Origin of the sequence: Paraflavitalea sp. CAU 1676, assembly GCF_029223285.1 — a bacterium.
Taxonomy (GTDB): Bacteria; Bacteroidota; Bacteroidia; order Chitinophagales; family Chitinophagaceae; genus Paraflavitalea.
Genome location: NZ_JARHUJ010000003.1, coordinates 220240 through 244171 on the forward strand (window position 1 = coordinate 220240; position 23932 = coordinate 244171).

Consider the following 23932-nt stretch of genomic DNA (forward strand, 5'->3'; position numbering starts at 1 on the left):
ACGGTTATGAAAAAAGGAATTGCAGTTTTCCTGCTGTGTGTGGTGGTTACTATATATCCCACTAAAAAAAGCCATGCAGTTATTTGGGAGGTCGTCAGAAAAGCGTTGATCGCTGCCATCAAAGCTGCAGACTTAGCGGTGCAACGGCTTCAAAACAAAACAATATGGCTGCAAAATGCGCAAAAGACTTTGGAGAACACCTTATCGAAAGTCAAGCTCGATGAGATCTCTTCCTGGGTTGAGAAACATCGCGACCAGTACGCGCAGTACTATGACGAGCTCCGCCAGGTAAAAGAAGCGATTTCCGGGTATAAGAAAGTGAGGACAATCATGCAGCAGCAGTTAGCAATCGTTGACGAATACAAATCTGCCCTGCGGCTTTTCAGACAGGACAAACACTTTACTGCCACTGAGATTGATTATATGGTAAAGGTCTATTCCGGCATACTCGATCAAAGCGTCAAAAACCTGGACCAACTGTTTTTGGTCGTCAACTCATTTAGCACGGAAATGACAGACGGGAAGCGGCTTGAAGTTATAAGCACCGTCAGTAACGCCATCGACGAGAATCTGACTGATTTAAGGATGTTCAATGCTGAAAATGTCCAGTTGTCGTTACAACGCTCCAAAGATGAAATTGAAGTCAAACGCGTAAAATCATTTTATGGCGTACAATAAATCTCGAATCTGGAAGGTAGCTATGCTGGTGTTGCTTTGTTCAACGTACATGTTTGCTGTCCATGCTCAAAACAGGCAAATAAAGATGTATTTGGAGCACATTGCGGCTGGCAAAGTGTATATAGAATACCTGCAACAGGGATACTCCCTTGTCCGCAAGGGATTTGGGGTAATATCCAACATTAAGGATGGGCATCTTTCCCTCGACAAGCTGTTTTTCGATGGTCTGGTGGCTATCAATCCTCGTATCCGCGGGTATCCTCATGTAGCTGATATCATGTCAATGTCAGTAGAGACAGTGAAAGCCTGTGGACATAATAAGCGACTGCTCTCTCGTGAGGCAGGACTTTCTAGCGACTTAATTAGTTATGCAGACCGGGTAACGACCTCCCTGGCTACCGATTGCCTGGTTCTATTATCGGACCTGGCGGAACTATTGGCTGCGGGTCACCTGCAGCTATCCGATGATGAACGGATCAAACGTATAGATCAGGTGTACATAGAAATGAAGGATCGCTATGTGTTCATACAAAACTGGTCTGCTGAAACCTCCTTGATGATCCTGAACATGAAAAAGGAGTATAAAGAAGCGGCTCGAATGAAAAGTGTGTATGATTTAAAGTGAATGTATGAAGAAGTTCATCGTTATTGTATTGATCTCTTACTCCATGTTCCATGCTATGCCTGTAAAGGGACAGGTGCAGGAACTTCAGCAACTGGCGCTCAACATCGAAAAGCTGGCGCAGTTCCGTCAAATGCTGGCTGACATGAAGAAGGGTTATGAAATCCTTACTACTGGATACAATGCTGTCCGTAACATCAGTCAGGGAAATTTTCAATTGCATAAAGCATTTCTTGATGGATTAATGGCGGTAAGCCCCGCAGTACGCCAGTACCGCCGGGTAGCTGATATCATCGATTATCAGGTACAGTTGGTCAAAGAATACAAGGCGGCATTTGGCCGCTTTAAGGCATCTGCACTTTTCCAGCCGGGAGAAATCGAATACCTCAGTGGTGTCTATAGCCGCCTGTTCAATGCTTCTCTTGAAAACCTGCAAGATTTACTGACAATAATTACGGCCAGCAGGCTTAGAATGTCAGACGAAGAACGCCTTCAGGAGATCGACAAGATCTTCGCTGATATGGAAGATAAACTCGTCTTCCTGCGGGATTTCAACAGTTCAACCGGCATCCTGCTGCTACAACGCCAGAAGGAGAAAACCGAAGTGCAGCGTATGATGGAAATAGAGGGGCTGCGGTAGATTATTGATAGAAACAATTTTGTGATGTGTGTTTGAAAATCGTGAAGTATGAAAAAAGGGATCACATTATTGGTGATTTTGGGCTTTGTCGCCCCTGTTAGTGTGTGGGCACAAAACGATGGTAGCCTTTCGGGCAAACTTAATAGCCTGCATTCAGTACTGGAACAGCTCTACGATGAATTGATGCCACTGTGTTCGCAACTGACTAACATCAGCGTCGGTATTGCTGGATTCGCCACTTTGTTTTACATCGCCTACCGGGTTTGGGGACATTTGGCCCGGACGGAGCCAATTGACTTTTATCCTTTGATGAAACCGTTCGTCTTAGGATTTTGTATCATGAACTTCAGCACCGTGGTTTTACCTGTAATAAACGGCGTCATGAAACCCACGGTAACCGGCACTAAAAAGCTCGTCGATAATTCCAATGTTACGATTGAAACATTGCTGCGGCAGAAGGATTCAGCGGTAAGAACAACTGACATATATCAGATGTATGTGGGCCCAACCGGTGAAGGTGACCGTTCAAAATGGTACAAGTACACCTATGATGAGGAAGTACCAGCCAGTGAGGGTTGGCTGGCCTCCATCCGCACGGATTTGAAGTTTGCGTTTGCAAAAGCAGGCTATGCTTTCCGCAATGCCATCAAAGAGGTCATAGCAGAAATCCTTCAGTTATTATTTGCAGCGGTATCCCTATGTATCAATACGCTCAGAACGTTTAACCTGGTCATTCTATCCATTCTGGGACCGCTGGTGTTCGCCCTGGGAACCTTTGACGGCTTTGGATTTACCATCAAACAATGGTTAGCTCGGTATATCAATGTTTTCATGTGGCTGCCAGTTGCGCACATTTTCGGGATGGTAATCGGTCGAATTCAGATCAATATGCTGAAGCTGGATCTTTCACAGATAGCCCAACAGGGTGATACTTATTTCAGCAGGACGGATATGGGTTACCTGGTATTCCTGATAATAGGCATTTATGGATACACAACCGTTCCCGCCATTGCAAATCAGATCATGATGGTTTCCGGTGCCGACGCATTGACCAGTAAGTTCGCCCATGATGCTAAGAGTGCTGCTTCTACTGCCGTTACAGGCCCAACGGGTTATATGGTACAAAAGTTATCGGGTCAATAGTTGAAAATAACTCCGAGCATATCGGATGATTTGTGAAGACAGAAAAATGTGTGTGATATGTTTCCGAAGGTTAAAAGCATTGAAAGATCCTTTCAATATATCCGTTTTTTTACTCTGGTAGTCATCGTTGCTTCATTATCGCTGTGCGGCTTCAGTTTGTACAAGTCGTTTCTACTGGCGAATACAACGCAGAACAGGATTTATGTATTGGTGAATGGTAAAGTATTGGAGGCCGTTTCTTCAGACAAAAAAGAGAACATTCCCGTAGAAGCGAGGGATCATGTTAAGATGTTCCACTATTACTTTTTCACCCTTGACCCTGATGAGAAAATAATAAAAACGAATATCACCAGGGCACTATATCTCGCAGACGGTTCAGCTAAACAGCAATATGTCAACCTGAAAGAACAGGGCTATTATGCCAGTATCATTTCGGGTAATATCAGCCAGGAAATTGAGGTAGATAGCACCGCTGTAAATACGAGCACATATCCGTACTATTTCAGGTGTTATGCCAGCCAGCGTATCATTCGCTCATCTTCTATTGTCACCCGGTCCCTTGTTACCGAAGGTTATCTGCGCAACACCGGTCGCAGTGACAATAATTCTCATGGCTTCCTCATTGAGCGATGGGCCATTATCGAAAACAGAGACCTAAACATCACAAATCGCTAAGCTATGTTTAAACTATTCAAAAAAAGGCAGCAGCCTTCTGCCGCTAGTGGTATCTGGATAAAGGTTGGCCAATGGGTAGAGAGGAAGATACGGCTGCTGGCTGATAAGTTAAATCGGCGTACCGCCCATTGGTCACGCAGATCGATAAAAATAGCGCTGATCTCGTTCTGTGCCATATACATGGCTTGTTTCGGGTATTATTTCTTAAAAAATGATAATGCTGTTATTCCCCTTGACTATATAAGCGTTCCGGATCACGCCATCATTCCCGATAATCAGGTATTACCGAGTGCAGAACCAGTATTGAGCCATGAAGCCTACCGGCGGTTACTTGCATTCCGACATTTTTTGGACAGTCTGCAGCAGACCCCAGAAGGTCAACCGCAATACGAAAAAATCCTCAGTGATCATCCCGGTATCAGGGACAGTGTGGAGTATATCATTTCTCTTTATAAGAACCAAGATAAAAACGTGGAATATGGAAAAGACAAATAAAATCAATCATTCTCAGAAATTTATCAGGCAGCGAAAGTTTCTTTTATTACTGCCACTACTGGCATTACCTTTTATCACGTTCGTAGCGCATTCCGCAGGAATCATCGGGAAGGAAAAGGTTGTTTCTGGTGTGGAAGCCCGCGGCTTTAATACCAGGTTGCCGGATGCTGCACCGACCGCAGACAGCAACTGGAATAAACTCAAATTTTATGAAAAGGCCGATAAGGATTCTGCGGCCCGGCGCTCGATGGAAAGATCTGACCCTTACCGCACAGGTAAAGACCGGCATTTAGCTGTACTTCCCGACACAGGCGGTCCAGAAGTATCCCGGTATAAGTATGATCCTTACCCTGGATCATCGCCGTCCAAAAGTGCAGATGCAAACGAACAGCGGGTATATAAAAAGCTGGCAGAACTGGATCGGGAACTGAACCGCCAGCCGGTAAGACAACCAATAGTCAGTCAGCCTGATCCTGGAATCATCAACCCGGATGTTGAACGATTGGAAAGAATGATGGCTTCCGTCGGTGCTGATAACGGAAACGACGAATTTTCTCAAATAAATGGAATGCTTGAAAAGATTCTGGACGTGCAGCATCCAGATCGCGTGCGGGAAAAAATAAAGGAAAAATCCGTGCAGCAAAAATCAGCAGTTTTTCCTGTTACTGTTGAAGAGGGACAACCAACGATCTCAATGCTTTCGGGATATAAAAATTATGACAGTACGCACCCTAACAGTAGGCCGGTAAACAGGTTTTATGGGTTGGACGAAACGTATGACCATGAGCCATCGAGAAGATCCATTCGTGCTGTCATTCCTGAAGCCCAGACACTCGTGAATGGCGCTACTGTAAAACTCATGTTGCTCGACGATGTGTATATCGGCGGCTCCCTTATCCCCAGATATACCAGCATTTACGGTATAGCTTCTTTCGGTGGTGAGCGGATCAGGATTTCTATTACTTCCCTGCAACACAATACAAACTTATTTCCGGTAGTACTGATGGCCTATGACTTGGACGGGTTAGAGGGCATTTTTGTTCCAGGGTCAATAACAAGAGACGTAAGCAAGCAATCGGCTGATCAGGCTATCCAAAGCCTGGGGATTGCTTCTCTCGATCCTTCCCTTGGGGCGCAAGCTGCCAGCGCCGGTTTAGAAGCGGCCAAAACGATTCTTGGACGTAAGACCAGACTTGTTCGTGCCAACATTCCCGGAAATTATGAAGTGCTACTTCGGGATGTAAAAAGCAATGAAAGATAGTACCAAAAACTATCGTATTTATAATAAATTAAAAGCAAAGTGATGAAAAGGTTTGTGCTGTTGATTGCTATTGTGAGTTGTTTGTATTGTACCGATGTTTTTGCTCAATCAGAACTACCAGGTAACTACAAAGCAAAGGCTATTACTCCGATCAGGATGGATATATCTGCTGATATGACAACCAACCTGATTTTCCCATATCCGATTAAAAGTGTAGATCGGGGCAGTGGTGACATACTGGCCCAGAAGGCCAAAGGTGCTGATAACGTATTACAGGTAAAGGCCGCTAAAGAACAGTTTATGCAAAGCAATCTATCTGTAATAACCTCAGACGGGCAGTTATTTTCCTTCCTGGTAGCATACGCGCCGCTCCCCACCTTTCTCAATCTTTCTTTTCATAAAGATTCAACTGCATCGCCCATTCAGTTGGCAGGAGTTGATCTGACAGCGGATGAGATTGAACAAACGGCCCTATCGGTAAGTTCCGCTGACAACTTCCTGCGCAAGCGAACGAAAAGCCAGATGATGAAACTGAAGCTCGGTAGTATTCACTATCTGCAGGATCATTTATGGCTCAGCCTTGGTATGGAAAACAGGTCACTAGTGGATTATGAAATTCAGTATATCAAAGTCTACATCAAGGACAGAAAGCAAGCAAAGCGCACTGCCATGCAGCTTAAAGAGCTGAAGCCAGTGTATTGTTCTTCTTTGGAAAGGATCACAAGCGACCAGCCTGCAAAGGTAATCATGGCAATACCGGCATTCACGTTGTCCAGGAAACAGGAATTAAGGATACTGGTGAAGGAAAAAAATGGTGGACGTGACTTAGAACTTGTTCTTAGAAACGGCACCTTATTAAAAGCAAGAATTCTTTAAGTTCTATTGCAAGGAAGCCGCACATACTTGCTTACAGCTTGAATGTTGTATTTCCAGATTTAAAATTAAAAGTTATGAATAACGAAGATTTTGAATTCAACCAGCGACAGTTTAAAGCCACTGGCATGTTGGAGCATTTCAATTCTGGTGTAATTGAAAAAATGGGACAGGCAGAGCCCCGTATCCGGCATGAAATCAATCCATCCATAGATGGCGAACAGGTGAAAGGCGCTGTTTATTTGAATAAGGCGAAGGATGGTGACAGGTATTTCCTGAACAAATTTGATATGGAAAAAACCAGACCTAATGGTACTACGGTCAAGCAGACATTCTATAACAACAACCGGCCAAAGGCAGGGGATGAAAACTCCAGCCAGCGCCCACCGCAGCAGTGGACGCAAAAGCGTGCTTTCAATTTTCTATCTGGCAGGCCCGTCTACGATAAGAATAACAATGAGTGGAATAAAATAAACCTCAATAAGAAATTGAAGAACGGAAACTATGCCTCTGACAGATTTGATAAGAATTACGGATTTGATCTACAAAAAACAATGAGTGGCTATTCTTATGCTGATGCTGGTGACAAGCAAAGAATGGATCAATTGGCAGAAGGGTTCGAGCGGGGCAACCTTCAGAAAGTAAAGCTGGTCGGCAATGATGGAAAGAAGGAAGACTACTATCAATCCGTATCGATACGGACCGGCTCAATGAAGGTATATGATAAGGATAAAAAGGAGGTGCCGCTCGAACAGCAAGTTGAAAAAGGATTGATCACAAAAGACCTGTCGGAAAAACTCAAAGAAATCTACGGTAAAAAACAGGCACAAAAGCCGGAAAATAAACCAGAGGTGCCGCTAGGTGAAAATAATTCTCAAAAAAATGAAAACAAGCATCAACAGGGCCAAAAGCCGGGTGCAACCCTTACCGGAAAGGAGGACAAGCCTCCTGCAAAGCATAAGACATCGCAGAAGCATTGATGTATGAATACAGGGGATTCAATATTGACCTTCCTGGAATTGGCAGGCGAAGACCCGCGAATGGGTCCGTCTCACATCAGTATGTTCGTGGCCCTGCTATACCTCAGCAATAAATCGGGTAACCCTGTCAACGCTTATGCCGCAGAGCTGCGCCGTTTGTCCAAAATCACTTCCAATAGGTCATACTATCGTGTCATGCGAGACTTGAAAGAGGGGAAATACATTCGTGTAAAACCGTCTTTCAATCCCGCTGTCAGAAGCGAAATTTTCTTGCGAAAGCTGGATAGATAATTTTAAAGTAGCCGGATCAAATGAATGGGAAAGAAAATATGGTTTCATTACTGGAACGGTTTCTGAAATTAGTGAAAACCGATCCCCGGATCAGCCCCGCGCATATCAGCCTGTATATATCCATCCTGCAGTCTTATGTAGCGCAGGGTGATTTGCAGGTGCAGGTACAAAGAGATTTTATTATAAAACAGGCGAAGATCTCGGCGTCCACGTATCACCGGTGCATTAACCAGCTTCACGATTATGGTTATATTGATTATACTCCTTCATTTGATCCTAAAAAAGTGAGCACCGCGACTATTTCTGTGGGTATGAAAACTGAGTATTATGATAAAGAAAGAAGACGTAGTAGTCATGAGGGCCGTCGCCCTTTGTTTTAAGCCTTTTTTAAAACCAGAGGAAGCGCTTATATATTGTGATCTGGGGCGGACCCAGTTCGCCAAAAGATGCGAAGAGTTAGGTGTGGTGAAAAACGAAAGCGGCTACTATACAAAAGAAGACCTGGATCGTATTTGTACTGGCAAATCTGTTGCTCAGACATTGGTGAAACAATATCCGGCACGAAAAAGAGGCATTTAAAACCTCGCTGCGCGGGGTAGGTAGGGCTTTCTTAATATTTCTGTTAGTGCCTGGCTATGAAACACTATTTCATTTCTTGCACGAGCTAGGGTAAACGAGCAGTGATGAAGGCGAACATAGGTTGGCGAAGGTAAAGACGCAATCAGTGCTTTTCCAAAAAAGGCTTCCGGGAATTCTCGAACATTGAAGGCCAATGATTCATTATCATAGGGGCTATTGAACCTGGTAAACAAGCCGTCGCCGTTTTTAAATTCATATTCGTATTGGTATTCCCCGCCTAATAAATGGGCAATAACTTTTGAAAAGTCTTGATACATCAGGGAATTATACCAGATGACCGAAATCTTGCGGAATTCAGGCTCTATCAGGATCGCCTTCATTGTAATTGAATTGAGGTAAAATTAGGGAAAAGTTACTGCTGAACTCCAAGGCAGTTTAACCGGAAGAAAAGTCAAAATGTATTCGGGTTGGCGCGGAATGAATTTCCCACTTTTTTTGTATATTGATTTTATTAAATACAAAAGATGCCAGGAAAAAGGAAAAGCATCCCATATAAAATAAAGGTTCGGCTACTGAAGGAAGTCGAGAATCATTGCCCATTTTGCAGGAACGAGGATACGGAACATTTGGAGTTTCACCACATCGATGAAAACAAAGAGAACAGTGTTTTTGCTAATCTGCTTGCAGTTTGCCCCACCTGTCATTCAAAAATCAGCAAAAATGATATTTCGATGGAGCAGGTGGTTAGACTAAAGGAGATGCTGGGATTGCGAAAAAAGGAGCGGGAGAAATTTGTCCCAAAGGAGATTAAATCTGAGTATCCTGGTGGCGCACCTGCGTTTCTCAATTTCCTTAAAGAAAACCTGCGATATCCGAAGGATGCAATAGACAGGGAGATTAGCGGCACCGTTGTTGTTCAATTTGTCGTAGATGAGGATGGTATTGTCAGTGATGTCGAAGCATTGAGCGGGCCACCTGAACTTCATGCTGAGGCGATTCGCGTAGTTCGTAAGAGTTACCGTTGGTTACCTGCAAAACAAAACGGCAGACCTGTTAAATATTACTCAAAGCAACCCATCATATTCCAGTTGAAAAAAGAAAAAGGATTTCTTGAAAGTTTATTCAGTTAAGAGTAAAAAAACGAAATCAGCCCATGTCCTTTAGTGATCATGGGCTGTTGGATTTGATAATGCCGCTATTTAAAACCTATTCTGTCCCGATCTTCCCATTTCTTCTGAATAGCTTTTTCATCAAGCAGATTTTCGATGGCATCATAAATATGATTCAATTGCACATCATGTTCACCGAGGTGTTCCCGTATCTGCTCGATCTGATCCCTGATATCATTTTGTGCCAGCAGCGTTTTACGGATATCGACAAATACCCGCATAATGGCAACATTCATCGTGATTGCTTTATCTGAACTTAAAGCAGAACTTAGCATTGCTACTCCCTGTTCAGTGAAGGCGTAAGGCAAATATTTCAGATGGGCTCCGCGGCCTGTCTTTAAGATCACAATTTGTGATCTTAAAGAATCTGTCTTAGCGGTACTGGCAATTTGAGGTTGCAAGGCGTCCCATTCTTCCCTTGTCAATTGAAACATAAAATCCTCCGGAAATCTTTTAAGGTTCCGTTTCACTGCTTGGTTCAATGTCCGGGTTTCAACCTCATACAGTTGTGCGAGATCCATATCGAGCATGACCCGTTCACCGCGGATAACATAGATTCTATTTTGTATCGACTGTATTAATTGCATTGGTAGATTTTTTGTTATGGCAATTGCCTTCTGGTTTTTAGCTTGTTTGTATTTCCGGCAATTTGGTAGCGGCGGTTCTGATGTTTCTTTTCTGCACCCTGTGCTGGTATCGCCTCAAAACCTGGGTAACGTCTGATTGGCCGAGATAGGCAGCAACCGTGAATACATCAATGCCCTGATCTAGCAGAATATCGGAAACACTATGGCGGAAGCAGTGCCACGTGATTTTTTTCTGAATACCGGCAGCATTAACCCAATCCTGCAGTATATCTAAAACAGTATCATAACTGGGCAGTTTGAATACCAACTCACCTGGCTGCCCTGGTTCTCCAATCAATGCGGCAACGACGGGGTGCAATGGTATTTCCAAGGGTACACCGGTTTTAGACTGCCTGCGAAGGACAATGGTTTCTGGTCTGATCTGATTCCAGGTTAAAGGATCGACATCACACCATCGGAAGCCGCTATACAGACTGCATACGGCTGCTTTCCTGACCTCATTGTGCCGACAAGGGGTAGATAGCAATATTTTGTATTCGTGGGGCTCTAAGGTGTCTTTAATGCCGGTGGGGTGTGATTTGCATTTTATTTTTTCTGTAGGATTTTCCCTAAAATAGCCATCTTCCTGTGCAACACTGATCATCTTCTTAAAACGCATAAAGTAGTCTGCAGGTGTTTCTCCGTTCAGGTTGTCGAGCAGGTATTTTTGGAACCGCTCACAGAAATTCTTACTAATATCTCCTGAGCAGATATAAAGATCATTTGTAGCGGCTTCAAGATCCTCTTCCAGTTCTTCTTTAGATGCTCCTTGATCAATGGCAACAAATTTCTTGAATGAGCTCAAAGAAGCAGGCAGACTGCGATTGGTCTCGCTATGATTTTTCTTGACATACTTTTCAAAGTATAGAAAGAAGTTCTCTTTCAGTTTTGCGGGAGAGACAAAGCCTCTGCCTTTTGTCTGCGCATCGAGCAGGGTTTGCGCTTTGATGGTTTCCAGATTTGCTAATGCCTGGATATTATAGCTGCGTTGTATTTTATCTTTTGGCTGTGTATAAGTGAAGATGCCGGTGGCAAATCTGCCACCTTTTCTGCGTCCTAACTCTAATGTGTAATAGGTCTTCGTTCCATCTGAAGACAGGCGTGGTACAATATTCATAACTCACTTTTTTCTGTGATAAAATTAGTTTCTGAGAGAACCTTAGAGAATAGCTTAATCAAAATGAAAAAGGTGGTATAAAAACGTCATGTTGTGTCAGATGGCGCATGTGTCACATTTGAAAGCCGCGACAGGAGAGGATTTGATCGATTTGCCAGTTCCGATTGCTTTTTACCGGAACACGAATTTTTGGAGAAATTTACGTGTGTCATTCATGTGTCTTTTATGTGTCAACAAAAGCGGGAAAAAGCGGAAAAAACCGACACATAATTGAATGACCTACAAAGCAAAAGTCCTGTAGATCAGCGACCTACAGGACTTTCAAGTGCCCAGAACAGGAATCGAACCTGCACTACCTTTCGATAACAAGATTTTGAGTCTAGCGCGTCTACCAGTTCCGCCATCTGGGCTCTTGCTTGGGGGTGCAATATTAAGGAATTGTGCATTTTCAGCCAAATATGGAGACTATTTTTCTGCACTTTATTTCAATAAGTTATCTTTTTCGCCAACGATCCCCGTCTCCCCAGCCGCATTTGGCGGGCGAAACGGAAATGACCCGCAGTTTTAATTGGGAAGTCTAAGCGGAAATGACCCGCAGTTTTTGTAAAGACGGGAGATTTTTGAATCCATAGAGAAATAAGGTACTTATCCGTTCTTTATGCCAGGAAACGGGTGGGTGAGTCATTAGCGTTAAGGGTTTCTTCCACGCAGATGTAGTTATTCATGAATAGCATGTTGTCGAGTTCATGTATGACGATCTGACCTGCTTTATATTCCATCTCCACCAAAGCTACCCCCTCCGAATAGCCGCTTCGTGCATTCATTACAATCCTTGCAGACGTAACCAAACCAAAAGGAATAAGAAGTGCTATCACCTGAGAAGAAGTGGTGAACCGGTTTAAATTGGTAATCAATATTCGCATTGTGTAGTATTTACTTAATTGGAACATTGACCAGATATAGTGTATGGGAAGATGTAAAGCGGGGGGTAGGACTTACAAAATAAGAAGCCAATCCATGAAAGTTAAGCTTATTATTGGTCATTAACTAACTTATTTTAAGAGCAGAGCGTTTCATCATGCTGTATGTGGGGACAATTCGCCCCTATGGGCGATCCTAAAATAAATAAGTGATTGCCAGTTTATAAGCGTACCTTCAATCATAATCATTTGAGCCTCGCATCAGTAAACGTCATCAATCTGCTGCTGTTACCGCAAATTCATTTCCTTACTTCTTGCCTTACTCAGATATCACTTCTAAATTTTTACACATGAACATTTATGTATCCAATCTGGCCTTTAATATCCAGGACGAAGAGTTAAAGAACCTGTTTACCCCTTTCGGCACAGTGACTTCTTCAAAAGTCATCAATGACAGGGAAACGGGCCGCTCCAGAGGTTTTGGCTTTGTAGAAATGGACGATGACGCTGCTGCCAAAAAAGCAATTCAACAATTGGATCAATCAAGCCTCGATGGCCGGGCTATTCGCGTATCGGAAGCCAGGGAAAAGCCAGCAAGATCCAACAACCGGTATTAGATCAACAAAGACTTTTGGTCAATATAAAGTAATACAGAAAAAGCCTGCTTTTTTGCCGGCTTTTTCATGTTGCCTATCATTCATGAAATATTTAAAAGAGCACTTAAGCTATTCATATAACTGGCCTCATGGCGGCGATCCTTTGTTTACAGGAGTACCGAGTCGTCGAATGTTTGATCGCGACAACGGCTTCCAGGTTTTGTTTATCATCAATTGTTTCTACGAATCAATTGGCGTTACTACGCCTCAAGCCGGCAATAAAATTGAAAAGCTGATCAATATGCAACTCCCCCTGGAAGTTAAAAGCGAGCTGTCCGTTTTTAACTGGTTAAAAGGGATATACCTGTATCACTCCGATTAGTGCACCACTCCCCGTGTAACGCCATTCTCTCCAAACGCATCTACCACAAACCAATATTGCTGGTCCTTATTCAAACTACGGATAGTAAGTTTTGTTTCTCCATACACCTGGTACACCCGGTTCAGGTTATGCCTGTGAATACCGAAACGAACGTTGTATCCCGTGGCGCCAGTCTGCTTGGGCCAGCTTATGGTGACGTTGCGGGCATCTTGCTTATCCCTTTCTACCCTATACGATTTTACCTGCGAGGGTTTTACGCCAGTCCCTTTTCCAAAAACCCGGAAACCTGATATAGCGAATTGGCCGCCTGGCACCCGGTAATTCGTCACTTTAAAGTAACGCGCTTTGATGGGGACTTTAAATACATGGTATTGATGGGTGAGATCTTCCTCATTGGTGGTTTTATCCACCAATGTGGACCAGTCCTTCTTGTCGGTAGAATACTCCAGCAGGTACTGCTGTGCCTTCACCCCCTCACGGCCGAAAAGTTGGGTGTTGTGTTCGGCAAAGTTGAGCTGTACAGCATTGACCACTGATACAACTCCGAGATCCACACTTAGCCATTCACCTTTATCACCGGTTTCGGCACTCCAGTAATCACGCACTTCCTCATTCACAGCGAGGGCTGGCTCGTGTGCCGGAAGGGCAGAAGAGGCTTCTACCGTTTTTTTGTAGGACAGCAACATCCAACCCGGGAACAGTTCTCTCAAGTCTTTTATCTTATGCCTGGGCATTACCATGGGATAGTCCGCAAATTCGGTATGCGCTATTATTTGTCCATCCTTATCAAAGGTTACCGGAAATAATCCCAACCGGCGTTCGAAAATGTGCTTTACCGAGATCACCATAGTCACCACCCGCCAGTAATTTCCATACTTATCAGTAAAGGTAGCTCCATGACCACCACCATTGATAAATCCTTCAGGTTTGCTTGAAAAGGGGCTTTCGGGAGCATAGTTAAACGGTCCCAGTGGTTTGTTGGAAACCAGATAGCCATCGGCATAGCTTTTATATTGCGTGCCTGGCGCAGAATACTGGTAATAATATTTGCCCTGGTATTTGGTTACCCACGGCGCTTCGGTCCAGGGACTTTCGATGCCTGTGTTGTAATCGCCCGGCCTTTCCCAGCCACGCATAGCGGGATCACCCTTCAATACATTTACCGGCGTACCGATCGGATTGAGCTTGTTATTGACATCGAGTTCGACAGCCTGCAGATAGCCATTGTTGGTGCAGCCAAAGTATAGGTATATTTTTCCGTCCGTGTCCTGGAAAAGATCGGGATCACCCACCGTAAAGGGAAAATTATCGTTGTATACCGACCATTTTCCAGCGACCGGATCATCGGCTTTATAGATCAGCTTACTGTTCATAGGGAAATAATACAGCACCCCATTGATCACTGCCGCCGTTGGCGCATCCTTTTCGAAAGGAAGGTCGCTCGTGGTCACAAAGTTCCAGGATAGCAGGTCTTTTGAATACCAATATCCTCCCGTGGCGGTGGCGAACAGGAAGTAATTGTCTTTATACAATACGATGGTAGGATCGGCAGCTGCACGACGCGATGGCTTATCGGGGGTAAAGCGGTAGCTTAGGTTTAACGGATTGCAGAATGTTTGACCGAATACAAGGGCGGGCATTCCAATCAGCATTACCAGAAGAACGATGCTAAGAAATTGCTTACTCCAGCGATACATACAAATATTGTTTTATTGAGGACCTTCAGGCGAATGAAGACGTTTTACAATTGGTCCGCCGTTAGTGTGCAGCAATAAAATCGCAGCTCATTCCACGAAAAAGCAGGCCACGAGGGCCTGCTTTTTTTATTTACCATGTCCCAATTTGCCTTTTTGAAATGAAATTATTCCTATGCGACGCGTTTCAAGTTTAGATGACGCGCTTCACCCGGAAGTATCCATCGATGGCGGCTGTGCCGATCTGCTTACTATCGGCCGAAAAACGTCCGGCAGGAGCGCAGTTGAATCGTCCTATGACCCAATCACCCTTGTTACCCCATTTATCGATCACAGCTGCTCCTTCACTATCTTTAAATGCATTGGAAGCATCATAATAATACGAACTATGCTGATAGCCGGCATCCTGGTCGCTGTGGGCCAGCGAAGCAGGGTTCTGGCTGCCGGATCTCCATCCAAAGCTGCCGGTACCAGCCGGACATATAAGCGTGAGGGCAACTCCATCTCCCAATCCGTTTATACTCGCACTGGAAGTGCCGATCAGCATGGCCGATCCTTCCAGAACCTGCCAATCGCCGCCATTGATGCGAAAAGCCAGCCCTTCACCCAGCACGGTTATATGTGCCAGCAGGAGTAACTGATGCGCATCACTGGCTATTTCTGCGATCGCTGTAGCTTCAACCTGACCGTTTACCGTGCCCGGCGCTGTATAAGTTGCCGCACTACCATTAGCCTGGAGTTTGCCGGGGCCTGTAAGGGTCCATTTTTTAACCAGTACCGCTGAAACGGGTTTTCCTTCCCCCAGCGGCAGTGTGCTTTCATCGGCCGCATTGAGCGGCGCCAACATATCGTCTGCGAACGGATGATAATTCATCACCTGCAGGTTGATCGATTCACCAGTACCGAGTACAGCACTTGCCGGTTTGATCTTCAGCCAGGTAACCAGGATCCAATCACTGAAGTGTTTGGTGGAAACCGACACCGTCTTATTTACCTTATCCACCACAAATGGCTGCACCATTTGCCAGATACCTTTCTCATCCTGCCAGGCGAGCGATAGCGCGTCTTCCGATGGAATAGAATCCATGTACCTGGCATAGGAAAAACGAACAGTAACAGGTTTGCTGAACTGTTTGCCGTGCGGCGTTAACCGGAAACCATTACCCAGGCCTGCATCGCAAGTGCCTTTCACGGGCTGCAGCTGAAAATTCACGGTCTCTGACAGGGCGCCGGCTGGAACGATAACGGTTACCGAGCCATCGGCGGTAGCCAGTTGCCCACCGGCGGCTCCGATCGATTTATTGATCGCAGCTCCGATGGTTTCTCCCACCGGACGGGACACCGGCGTTTGCTCACCACTTACAGGGTTTTCGGGGTTTCCTCCTTTTTTACAGGAAACAATACCCATTCCCAATACACAAATAAAGACCAGGAAAAAAGAACGAATGCTACTATATTTCATATGCCGGATTTGAAGCGGCAAGGTAGGGCAATACCGATCGCAGGGAAATCACATAAGCATGTGAAAGGTAGGACCGGCGGGGCTTTCGTGTCAACTTTTTACATTAGGAACGCGTCGTTATATTCAATATATTTATACCTACAATCTTCATCATTATACTACAGTATATTTAGTCCCGGGTCACGGGCATACACTGATCGTTCGTTCCAACCTTCGTTATTACCAGTAAAATTTGTTCAAATTCACAGCTCAGCATTGACCGGATCCATTCTGTCCGAATCCTTTTTTTAGAAATACCAGAACTGTATAATATGCAGGAAGTTGACCTTTTAAATTTTACTATGGAGAACAAGAAGTCTGGCCTCGCCATTTTAGCAGAACAGATGCCGGCAGTTAAAGCATATAAGCAGGTTGCGTGGAACATCAACCATATCAGGAAAACCGATGGGCCATTGCCCGGCGCCACCCTCCTCACCAAATGCATCAGTTGCCTGGAACTGGATAACGGACGTAACATGTTGAAAAAATGGAAGATCGATTTGCTTGAACTGGAAAAGCCTTATTGCACCGATCGTTTTTTTACCATGACTTCCGCCGCTGAAAAGAACAATGACAAGAAACAGGAGACCATTCATTTCCTGGTTTGCAATACACATCCCAATCTCAACATCGTTTTGGAAATAGACATCAACAGCCGGCGAGCCTGCTGGCTGTATTATGATGCTTTAAAAGAAACCGCCTTACAACATGTATTGTTGCTGGTGTTGCAGCTATTTGTAAAGAATGAGATCAGGTCGTTGAATGTACACCATGTTGCGATAAGGCTCAACATCGGCCACGTAAAAACCTTTTTCAAGCGCAACAACTACATCATTCAGATCGAGCAACCACCCACTGGCGCCCCGGCCCCCAACATACACCCATAAAAATACCCCCAGGACCATCGGACGCCGGGGGCAGAAAGTTTTTATCAATAACAATTGATTCAGTAACGGTAGATACACGACCTATTTGGCAAATATCCGTGCGAAGTGATTCTGCAGGTGATTGCGCATACCAGTACGAAATTCATCGGGCGTTCCATTCTCGAGTATCTTGACCAGGGCCTTGTGCGATACAAAGGTCTGTGTACCGGTTTGCTTCTTCAACAAGCCGCTATTGTGAACATAATCAAATACAGGCAATAGCAACCGCTGAAACTTCTTCAACGCATCATTGCCAGTGATTTCGTACAGCTTTCCATGAAAAGCGATCTCATGTTCTATATTGAACAGGTAGTTCTTCGCCATGGGCGGTTCATTGCTCACGATCACTTTCAATTCTTTAATGTCCTTGGCCGTAATGCGGTGAAAGAGCAGATCGGCCATGCCGATCTCCAATACAAGGCGTAGTTCGAAGATATCTTTCAGTGTTTCCTGATCTAGGATGTGCGGATTCATGCTTTTGCTCATGATCCCAAAGAGGTCGGGGCTGGTGATCACCGCGCCTTTTTTCTTTTTCGATTCTATAAGACCCATCATACGCATCCGCAGCAGGGCCTCGCGTATAACGGTACGGCTTACGCCAAGTGATTCTGCCAGTTCAACTTCTTTCGGTATCGCATCGCCCACTTTCAGCTTTCTATCCATCAGTAATTGCACCAGGTTCGACTCTACTTTATCCACGAGCGTACTGGTATCGAGCGATTTGAGGTCTTCTATAATTGCGGTAACGGCCATAAATATGTATTACTTATTTTCCAAAAATAACAAAATCTTCGAATTGCGTGGCGTGCGAAATCGATTGCATTATAAAATACTGATAATCAGTAAACACACTTTTATTTAGCAGTTTATTTTGGCAGGTTAGACAAAGTCCCTAATTTTATTAAGTCATACATAATACAAATTAAAACTGCCACTATGAGCTCTCCACGGTTAAGCTTTCTTGCCCTTTTCCTGTTGCTGCTATCGGGGTTGTCCGCATGGACCCAGCGGAGCAGGGTGACCGGCAAGGTCATTTCTGAAGAAGACGGTAAACCTTTATCCAATGTGTCGATCATCATCAAAGGCACCACCGCAGGCACCCAAACCGATGCCAACGGTCAGTTTTCCATTGATGCCTTATCCAATGACATCCTCATTTTTTCCTATGCAGGTTTATCCGCCCGCGAGCTCGTGGCATCGCAGGCCGCCGCCAACCCCGTAAGTATGAAGAACGATGGCGGAAAACTGGGTGAAGTGGTTGTAGTGGGGTATGGAACGCAGTCGAGAAAAAATGTAACCAGCGCTATTGCCAAATTGGATAAAGAAGTGCTGGCCAATGCACCAAGGGCCAATATCGGCTCGGCCCTGCAGGGTACGGTAGCCGGCCTACGCGTTACCAATACAACCGGCAGTCCCGGTGCGTCTCCTTCCATATTGTTACGTGGTGGCGCATCTATCAATAGTCCCGGATCGCCCCTGGTAGTGGTAGATGGGGTGATCCGTGCCTTCAATGACATCCCTTCCGACGATATCGCCTCTATCGAGATCCTGAAAGACGCAGCCTCTACCGCTATCTATGGTGCGCGAGCCAATAACGGCGTAATCCTCATCACCACAAAACAGGGTAAGGCGGGTACTTCGCAGATCTCCTATAAATACATCCGCGGCTACAACGAGAACAGGGAAGGATACACCTACCTCAATGCGCGGGATTACATCTATTACAACCGCCTGGGCAATTACAACTCGCAGCGTACACTGGCGCAGGTAAACTCATCGCGCGGTTATGGCCTGCTCACCGACGCAGCCAACCTGGCCCTTTTCGATATCCGCAGCTACAACCCTTCTTCAGAAGGGCTACTGAAGCAGGGCTGGGACACCGTATCTGACCCGTACGGTGGCGTGATCATTTTTAAAGACCATGGCAGCGAGATACAGGAACTGGTATTCAGGAATACCAACACCAATGATCATTACGTAAACGTAATGGGTGGCAATGATCGTGGTAAATACTTTGCAAGCTTCAACTATTATGATGAAGACGGGGTAATCATTGGCTCCAGTTACAAACGCTACTCCGCCAACCTGAACGGTTCGTATAAGATCAAACCCAATGTGGAAATATCCTCAGGCGCCACATTCTCTACCGCTACCACCTATGGTGCCCTTGCCGGCGATGTGAGCACCATTTACCGCAACCTGGCCCTGTGGCCTACCATGAACCCCTGGCTCGATTCGGCCAGGACCAAGGCCAATCCCGGCAATGGAATCTCCGACGGCAATCCCCTGTACTGGCTCGAAAAAGTGCAGCGCGCCAACGCAGTGAACCGGTTCACGGCAAATGCCTCGCTTAAATACGACATCCTGCCCGGCTTATTCTTCAAAGCCACGGCCAATGGTTATTTATATGAGAATACGGACGAGTCTTTTACAAAGGCAACCCAAACCTATTCACAGATCTTTGCCAGTCCGCAGGCATTCAATACCACCAGACCCGCTTATTGGTACAATAACCGGATCTTCCAGCAGCAGTACACCGGCATGCTTAATTACAACAAACGTCTGGGTGACCACAACCTCACCGCGATGGTGGCCGCCGAATACTACAGACAAAGAACGGTAACCGCCCAGGTATATGGCACCAATGCACCTACCGATGATATCCCCACTGTGAATGCCTCCACTACCTTTGCATCGGGCAATAACTACTCGGCCAAATCGGAATACCGCATTGCCTCTCACTTCGCCAATATCAATTACAATTTCGATGAGCGTTATCTGCTCACCCTAACTTATCGTTCGGATGGCATATCGAGCCTGGCAAAAGACAATCGCTGGGGCTTCTTCCCGGGCATGAGTGCCGGCTGGAACGTACACCGCGAGTCGTTCTTTGAGCGCAGTGGATTAACCAACTACATCAGCACCCTAAAGCCTCGCGTGAGTTATGGGGTGAACGGTAATATTGCTGGCATTGGCGACTACGAAGTACAGGGATCTTACGGCTCGCAGGGCAATTACAATACAGCCCTCGGATTTCTCAATACCGGCATTATCAACAGCGGTTTGAAATGGGAGAAAAGCACGACCACCGATTTCGGAGTGGATGTTGGCTTGCTCAACAACCGCATCACCCTGATCTTCGATTACTACAACCGCGAAACGAGCGACCTGCTCACCAACCTTACCCTGCCGAGTTATACCGGCTTCGGTTCGGTGCGCACCAACCTCGGAACCTTCCGCAATACGGGGTATGAACTTTCCCTCAATGCCTCTATCAGCAAAAACCCCAATGGTCTTACCCTCGATGCAGGCGCCAATATTTCGTATGTAAAGAACAAGATCGTACAACTGCCTTATAACGGCAATGAGAACAACCGTCAGGGTGGTTTGCAGGTCTACGATCCCAAACAAGGTAAAGTGACCTGGGTGGGTGGATTGCAGGAAGGGCAGGCCCTCGGTGATATTTATGGTTACAAGCAGTTGGGCATCTTCCAAAGCGATGCAGAGATCGCCAAAGAGGCTGGCAACCGCTACGATGCCGTTGCAGGCATTGGCGGCCCCAACAGAACAACGGTCACCAATAAGATCGCAGCCGGTGATGTGAATTGGATGGATGTCGACAAGAACGATACCATCGACTCCCGCGACCAGGTTTATCTGGGCAACGTCAACCCCAAATACACAGGCGGCTTTTCGCTAACTGCTTCTTACAAAGGATTGTCACTGTATACGCGTTTCGAGTTCGCCGTTGGTCACACGATCTACAACGACCTGGTGGCAAGAACACTGGGTAACTACCAGGGCACCTTTAACTATATCGACTGGCAGAAGAAAGGATTTTCGGGCGACAACTCGATGAGCGATATTCCTAAAGTGTACTATGCCGACCAGGTAGGAGCTCCTGCGGGCAAAAAGAACTACACCCGCGCCAACAATGCCAACGGTGTATTGAATGGCAACAACTCCCGCTTCTATGAGAAAGGCGATTATCTGGCATGCCGCGAGATCACCCTCTCGTATGAGTTTCCCAAAAACCTGTTGTCCAAAACCAAATTCCTTACGCAGGGCAGGGTCTATGCCGGACTCAACAACCTCTTCTACATCACCAAATTCAGCGGGCCCTCACCAGAGCCTCCGGTGTCGGGTGGCGTGATCACCGGTATCTATGCAGGCGCTTATCCTGTGCCCCGTTCATTTACACTCGGGGTTCAGGTAACACTTTAACCAGTTAAAAAGTCAAGTATGAAAAAATCCATCAAACATATATTCTTAGGCGGTTTATTCATCGCCTCCCTCAGCGCCTGTAACAAGAAGCTCGACCTAACCCCGGTAAGCAGCATCAGCGACGCCAACTACTGGCGAACACCCGATCAGTTCGACGCCTTCGTTTCGGGCCTGCACACACGATTCAGGGGCCACAACAACGCCTTCCAGGTATTGGGAGAAATGCGGGCAGATGTCTTTGGTACCGAGCCCGGCAACGCCAGCACCTTCACCGGCGAAGCCACCCAGGGCATTGAAAGGCTGTGGCAACAAACCCTCGACCTCGATAATCCGGGCGTGAGCAATTTTGGAGGTTTTTATACCAACATTGTGCAACTCAACCTGCTCATCAGCAAACTCAACACGACCAATATCGTTACCACGGAGAATAAAGACTACTACCTCGGTGTAGCACATGGAATGCGGGCCTTCTATTATTTCCAGTTGGTAAGGACCTGGGGCGATGTAGTGATACAGACAGAACCAGTTGTTTCTATCGATATCAGCAACCTGGCTAAACCTGCTTCTAAAGCCGACGAGGTGATGGCATTGATCAAAGACGATATCAATAAATCGCTCACCGCATTTGGGACCAACTACGGTTTCCGCCAAACTAGATCATATTGGTCAAAAGCAGCCACGCAGATGCTGAAGGCAGAAGTTTTCCTGTGGACAGCCAATAGGGGAGGAGGCAATGCAGATGCCAATACAGCCCTTGGCTCTTTAACAGATATTCAAACGAATATCCCATCACTCACACTGCTCAATAATTACACCACAGTTTTTGCCTCGGGCAACAAGGGGAATAACGAGATCATATTTGCATCCCGTTATCTCCTCAATGAATCGAGCCTCTTTATTGCGGGCACTTACCTGCCGCAAACTGGTCTGCTCGCCAACTTCTATGATTCGGCAGGCAACCGCCCCTTCAACGTTACGGCCGACAACTGGGGTGGCCTGCTGCGGGCGCCGGTTACGGTGGCTGCCTTCCGTAAGTTCGATGACAAGGACAGTCGTAAATGGGCTTCGATACAACCCGCCTATAACCGGCCATCTCCCGGTGTATATGTCATTGCCGGCGCCTTTGCGCAAAAGTTCCAGGGTGAGCAGAACGCTGGTTCCCGCGTTTATACCAATGACTTTCCCATTTACCGTTATGCGGACCTGCTGTTGCTGAAAGCAGAAGCGAAAGTATTGCTGGGACAAAGCCCGGCCACGGAACTGAATCTCGTACGCACACGTGCTTATGGCGCCAATTATGCAGAATCGACTTACGGGTTTCCCAACCAGGCAATTGATACCGATGCCAAAGAAGCGATATTACGGGAACGCCTCTATGAATTTGTATTCGAGGGCAAACGCTGGTACGACCTGAGAAGAATGGGCGACAGTTATGTGTTTGAACATACCACGGTACTTCCTGCCGATGCTTACAAACTCCTTTGGCCCATCGACCGCAGTTCGCTCACCAATAACCGGGCGCTTACGCAAACGAAAGGTTACCCGGCATTTTAACCAAAGCAACATCTTACATCTTTAATCCAAGCAATATGACCATGCAGCATTTAGAAGGACTTATAGCGGCGCCTTTCACCCCTATGAAAGCCGACGGAAGTTTGAATCCCGACCTCATCCCGGCCTACTACGAAATGCTAAAAGCCAACCAGGTAACTGGTGCTTTTATCTGTGGCTCCACCGGAGAGGGCGTATCGATGACCACAAAAGAAAAAATGTCGGTAGCGTCAGCCTGGGCTGCTACTACCCGGCACGATAAAGATTTCAAAGTGATCACGCTGCTGGGTGGCACCAGCCTCGAAGATTGCCGCGAACTCGCCCTGCATGCCCGCGACCAGGGTTTGTATGCCGTAGCATTCACCGCACCGTTCTATTTCAAACCGGCAGATGTGAACATGCTGGCCAGGGCCTGCGAATATGTAGCTGCCGCCGTGCCCGACATGCCGTTCTATTATTATCACATCCCTGTATTGACGGGTGTGGGCTTTCCCATGATCGACCTGTTGAAAGCGATCGATGGCCGCATCGGCAATTTTGCAGGTGTCAAGTACACGCATGAAGACTTCATGGATTTTCTCTCCTGCATGTCTTTCAGAAATGGCCACTACGATATGCTGTGGGGCCGGGATGAGAACATGTTGAGTGCGCTGGTGCTGGGCGCCCGCGGCGCAGTTGGCAGCACCTTCAACTATGCTGCGCCCTTGTACCGGGCATTGATACAGGCCTTCGATCAGGGCAAATTGGAAACAGCCAGGCGCCTGCAGCAACAATCGATCGATATGATACGCCTGCTGGGCAAATACGGCGGCATCGCCACCGGGAAAGCCTATATGAAACTGATCGGTATCAATTGCGGCGAGTTCAGGCTGCCGGTGAAGAACATGACAGCAGATGACTTTACCCGATTCAGAAAAGAGGTGGAACAATTAAATTTCAGTAGCTTTTCATCGCGCCTTCCCGTGATCGACAAAGCCTAGTTGCTCATA

Annotated in this window: 24 protein-coding genes and 1 tRNA gene; 17 read left to right on the forward strand and 8 right to left on the reverse strand. The window is 46.2% G+C overall.

The genetic code is table 11. The annotated features are described in order from the left end of the window. The first annotated feature begins 6 nt into the window (after window positions 1-6). The 10 genes from P2H89_RS09760 (at window position 7) to P2H89_RS09805 (ending at window position 8237) form a co-directional block, all read left to right on the forward strand. Window positions 7-678, forward strand: a complete 672-nt coding sequence (locus tag P2H89_RS09760; protein WP_275826530.1) for a conjugal transfer protein TraI — start codon at window positions 7-9, stop codon at window positions 676-678. A gap of 85 nt (window positions 679-763) precedes the next feature. Then, complete coding sequence (locus P2H89_RS09765; RefSeq protein ID WP_275826531.1) at window positions 764-1303, forward strand: hypothetical protein; 540 nt, start codon at window positions 764-766, stop codon at window positions 1301-1303. Window positions 1304-1307: 4 nt separating this feature from the next. After that, complete coding sequence (locus P2H89_RS09770) at window positions 1308-1940, forward strand: TerB family tellurite resistance protein (protein WP_275826532.1); 633 nt, start codon at window positions 1308-1310, stop codon at window positions 1938-1940. 48 nt (window positions 1941-1988) lie between these two features. After that, window positions 1989-3083 carry a conjugative transposon protein TraJ gene (traJ, locus tag P2H89_RS09775; RefSeq protein WP_275826533.1) on the forward strand — a complete coding sequence of 365 codons (1095 nt, stop codon included), beginning with the start codon at window positions 1989-1991 and terminating at the stop codon, window positions 3081-3083. A 57-nt stretch (window positions 3084-3140) separates the two neighbouring features. Next, entirely contained in the window at window positions 3141-3758 is a 618-nt protein-coding gene (gene traK / locus P2H89_RS09780; RefSeq protein ID WP_275826534.1) for a conjugative transposon protein TraK, read from the forward strand. 3 nt (window positions 3759-3761) lie between these two features. Beyond that, window positions 3762-4253: a hypothetical protein gene (locus P2H89_RS09785; protein WP_275826535.1), complete on the forward strand. Its 492-nt coding sequence runs from the start codon at window positions 3762-3764 to the stop codon at window positions 4251-4253. Then, window positions 4237-5514, forward strand: a complete 1278-nt coding sequence (gene traM / locus P2H89_RS09790) for a conjugative transposon protein TraM (protein WP_275826536.1) — start codon at window positions 4237-4239, stop codon at window positions 5512-5514. The genes P2H89_RS09785 and traM overlap by 17 nt, the downstream gene beginning before the upstream one ends. A 42-nt stretch (window positions 5515-5556) precedes the next feature. Beyond that, window positions 5557-6390, forward strand: a complete 834-nt coding sequence (gene traN / locus P2H89_RS09795) for a conjugative transposon protein TraN (protein ID WP_275826537.1) — start codon at window positions 5557-5559, stop codon at window positions 6388-6390. Window positions 6391-6428: 38 nt separating this feature from the next. Next, window positions 6429-7367: a hypothetical protein gene (locus P2H89_RS09800; RefSeq protein WP_275826538.1), complete on the forward strand. Its 939-nt coding sequence runs from the start codon at window positions 6429-6431 to the stop codon at window positions 7365-7367. Window positions 7368-7985: 618 nt separating this feature from the next. Further along, window positions 7986-8237 (forward strand): hypothetical protein, encoded by a 252-nt coding sequence (locus P2H89_RS09805; protein ID WP_275826539.1) that lies wholly within the window; start codon window positions 7986-7988, stop codon window positions 8235-8237. Here P2H89_RS09805 and P2H89_RS09810 read toward each other — a convergent pair. After that, entirely contained in the window at window positions 8234-8617 is a 384-nt protein-coding gene (locus P2H89_RS09810; protein WP_275826540.1) for a hypothetical protein, read from the reverse strand. The genes P2H89_RS09805 and P2H89_RS09810 overlap by 4 nt on opposite strands. Window positions 8618-8761: 144 nt before the next feature. Between P2H89_RS09810 and P2H89_RS09815 the strand changes: the two genes are divergently transcribed. Continuing rightward, entirely contained in the window at window positions 8762-9367 is a 606-nt protein-coding gene (locus P2H89_RS09815) for a TonB family protein (protein WP_275826541.1), read from the forward strand. A 65-nt stretch (window positions 9368-9432) separates the two neighbouring features. Here P2H89_RS09815 and P2H89_RS09820 read toward each other — a convergent pair whose 3' ends face one another. The 4 genes from P2H89_RS09820 to P2H89_RS09835 form a co-directional block, all read right to left on the reverse strand. Next, window positions 9433-9993: an ORF6N domain-containing protein gene (locus tag P2H89_RS09820; protein ID WP_275826542.1), complete on the reverse strand. Its 561-nt coding sequence runs from the start codon at window positions 9991-9993 to the stop codon at window positions 9433-9435. Window positions 9994-10030: 37 nt separating this feature from the next. Continuing rightward, window positions 10031-11149, reverse strand: coding sequence for a site-specific integrase (locus P2H89_RS09825; protein ID WP_275826543.1), 1119 nt, complete (start codon window positions 11147-11149; stop codon window positions 10031-10033). Between the two features lie 326 nt (window positions 11150-11475). Beyond that, a tRNA-Leu gene (locus tag P2H89_RS09830) sits at window positions 11476-11559 on the reverse strand. 246 nt (window positions 11560-11805) lie between these two features. Then, window positions 11806-12072, reverse strand: a complete 267-nt coding sequence (locus P2H89_RS09835) for an RNA-binding protein (protein WP_275826544.1) — start codon at window positions 12070-12072, stop codon at window positions 11806-11808. Between the two features lie 347 nt (window positions 12073-12419). Here P2H89_RS09835 and P2H89_RS09840 point away from each other — a divergent pair, with 347 nt between their 5' ends. Together P2H89_RS09840 and P2H89_RS09845 are read left to right on the forward strand one after the other, a co-directional pair. After that, window positions 12420-12686: an RNA-binding protein gene (locus P2H89_RS09840; RefSeq protein WP_275826545.1), complete on the forward strand. Its 267-nt coding sequence runs from the start codon at window positions 12420-12422 to the stop codon at window positions 12684-12686. A gap of 82 nt (window positions 12687-12768) precedes the next feature. Further along, complete coding sequence (locus P2H89_RS09845) at window positions 12769-13047, forward strand: hypothetical protein (protein ID WP_275826546.1); 279 nt, start codon at window positions 12769-12771, stop codon at window positions 13045-13047. Here P2H89_RS09845 and P2H89_RS09850 read toward each other — a convergent pair. Together P2H89_RS09850 and P2H89_RS09855 are read right to left on the reverse strand one after the other, a co-directional pair. Beyond that, entirely contained in the window at window positions 13044-14744 is a 1701-nt protein-coding gene (locus tag P2H89_RS09850) for a family 43 glycosylhydrolase (protein ID WP_275826547.1), read from the reverse strand. The genes P2H89_RS09845 and P2H89_RS09850 overlap by 4 nt on opposite strands. A 190-nt stretch (window positions 14745-14934) precedes the next feature. Beyond that, the gene (locus P2H89_RS09855; protein ID WP_275826548.1) at window positions 14935-16203 is read right to left on the reverse strand and encodes a hypothetical protein; all 1269 of its coding nucleotides are present in this window, start codon (window positions 16201-16203) and stop codon (window positions 14935-14937) included. Between the two features lie 341 nt (window positions 16204-16544). Here P2H89_RS09855 and P2H89_RS09860 point away from each other — a divergent pair, with 341 nt between their 5' ends. Then, window positions 16545-17129: a hypothetical protein gene (locus P2H89_RS09860; RefSeq protein ID WP_275826549.1), complete on the forward strand. Its 585-nt coding sequence runs from the start codon at window positions 16545-16547 to the stop codon at window positions 17127-17129. Between the two features lie 81 nt (window positions 17130-17210). On the opposite strand, the gene P2H89_RS09865 is transcribed toward P2H89_RS09860, so the two are convergent. Beyond that, window positions 17211-17921 carry an FCD domain-containing protein gene (locus P2H89_RS09865; RefSeq protein ID WP_275826550.1) on the reverse strand — a complete coding sequence of 237 codons (711 nt, stop codon included), beginning with the start codon at window positions 17919-17921 and terminating at the stop codon, window positions 17211-17213. A gap of 183 nt (window positions 17922-18104) precedes the next feature. Between P2H89_RS09865 and P2H89_RS09870 the strand changes: the two genes are divergently transcribed. The 3 genes from P2H89_RS09870 to P2H89_RS09880 are packed head-to-tail and all read left to right on the forward strand — an operon-like array spanning window position 18105 to window position 23923. Continuing rightward, a complete protein-coding gene (locus P2H89_RS09870; protein ID WP_275826551.1) occupies window positions 18105-21392 on the forward strand; it encodes a SusC/RagA family TonB-linked outer membrane protein in 3288 nt (1095 codons plus the stop codon). A gap of 18 nt (window positions 21393-21410) precedes the next feature. After that, entirely contained in the window at window positions 21411-22946 is a 1536-nt protein-coding gene (nanU, locus tag P2H89_RS09875) for a SusD family outer membrane lipoprotein NanU (RefSeq protein ID WP_275826552.1), read from the forward strand. Window positions 22947-22981: 35 nt separating this feature from the next. Next, window positions 22982-23923: a dihydrodipicolinate synthase family protein gene (locus tag P2H89_RS09880; RefSeq protein ID WP_275826553.1), complete on the forward strand. Its 942-nt coding sequence runs from the start codon at window positions 22982-22984 to the stop codon at window positions 23921-23923. Window positions 23924-23932 lie beyond the last annotated feature (9 nt).

Coding starts and splice junctions, on each gene's coding strand:
- P2H89_RS09760 (WP_275826530.1), top strand. CDS start 7: ATGAAAAAAGGAATTGCAGTTTTCCTGCTGTGTGTGGTGGTTACTATA.
- P2H89_RS09765 (WP_275826531.1), top strand. CDS start 764: ATGTATTTGGAGCACATTGCGGCTGGCAAAGTGTATATAGAATACCTG.
- P2H89_RS09770 (WP_275826532.1), top strand. CDS start 1,308: ATGAAGAAGTTCATCGTTATTGTATTGATCTCTTACTCCATGTTCCAT.
- traJ (WP_275826533.1), top strand. CDS start 1,989: ATGAAAAAAGGGATCACATTATTGGTGATTTTGGGCTTTGTCGCCCCT.
- traK (WP_275826534.1), top strand. CDS start 3,141: ATGTTTCCGAAGGTTAAAAGCATTGAAAGATCCTTTCAATATATCCGT.
- P2H89_RS09785 (WP_275826535.1), top strand. CDS start 3,762: ATGTTTAAACTATTCAAAAAAAGGCAGCAGCCTTCTGCCGCTAGTGGT.
- traM (WP_275826536.1), top strand. CDS start 4,237: ATGGAAAAGACAAATAAAATCAATCATTCTCAGAAATTTATCAGGCAG.
- traN (WP_275826537.1), top strand. CDS start 5,557: ATGAAAAGGTTTGTGCTGTTGATTGCTATTGTGAGTTGTTTGTATTGT.
- P2H89_RS09805 (WP_275826539.1), top strand. CDS start 7,986: ATGATAAAGAAAGAAGACGTAGTAGTCATGAGGGCCGTCGCCCTTTGT.
- P2H89_RS09810 (WP_275826540.1), bottom strand. CDS start 8,617: ATGAAGGCGATCCTGATAGAGCCTGAATTCCGCAAGATTTCGGTCATC.
- P2H89_RS09815 (WP_275826541.1), top strand. CDS start 8,762: ATGCCAGGAAAAAGGAAAAGCATCCCATATAAAATAAAGGTTCGGCTA.
- P2H89_RS09820 (WP_275826542.1), bottom strand. CDS start 9,993: ATGCAATTAATACAGTCGATACAAAATAGAATCTATGTTATCCGCGGT.
- P2H89_RS09825 (WP_275826543.1), bottom strand. CDS start 11,149: ATGAATATTGTACCACGCCTGTCTTCAGATGGAACGAAGACCTATTAC.
- P2H89_RS09835 (WP_275826544.1), bottom strand. CDS start 12,072: ATGCGAATATTGATTACCAATTTAAACCGGTTCACCACTTCTTCTCAG.
- P2H89_RS09840 (WP_275826545.1), top strand. CDS start 12,420: ATGAACATTTATGTATCCAATCTGGCCTTTAATATCCAGGACGAAGAG.
- P2H89_RS09845 (WP_275826546.1), top strand. CDS start 12,769: ATGAAATATTTAAAAGAGCACTTAAGCTATTCATATAACTGGCCTCAT.
- P2H89_RS09850 (WP_275826547.1), bottom strand. CDS start 14,744: ATGTATCGCTGGAGTAAGCAATTTCTTAGCATCGTTCTTCTGGTAATG.
- P2H89_RS09855 (WP_275826548.1), bottom strand. CDS start 16,203: ATGAAATATAGTAGCATTCGTTCTTTTTTCCTGGTCTTTATTTGTGTA.
- P2H89_RS09860 (WP_275826549.1), top strand. CDS start 16,545: ATGGAGAACAAGAAGTCTGGCCTCGCCATTTTAGCAGAACAGATGCCG.
- P2H89_RS09865 (WP_275826550.1), bottom strand. CDS start 17,921: ATGGCCGTTACCGCAATTATAGAAGACCTCAAATCGCTCGATACCAGT.
- P2H89_RS09870 (WP_275826551.1), top strand. CDS start 18,105: ATGAGCTCTCCACGGTTAAGCTTTCTTGCCCTTTTCCTGTTGCTGCTA.
- nanU (WP_275826552.1), top strand. CDS start 21,411: ATGAAAAAATCCATCAAACATATATTCTTAGGCGGTTTATTCATCGCC.
- P2H89_RS09880 (WP_275826553.1), top strand. CDS start 22,982: ATGACCATGCAGCATTTAGAAGGACTTATAGCGGCGCCTTTCACCCCT.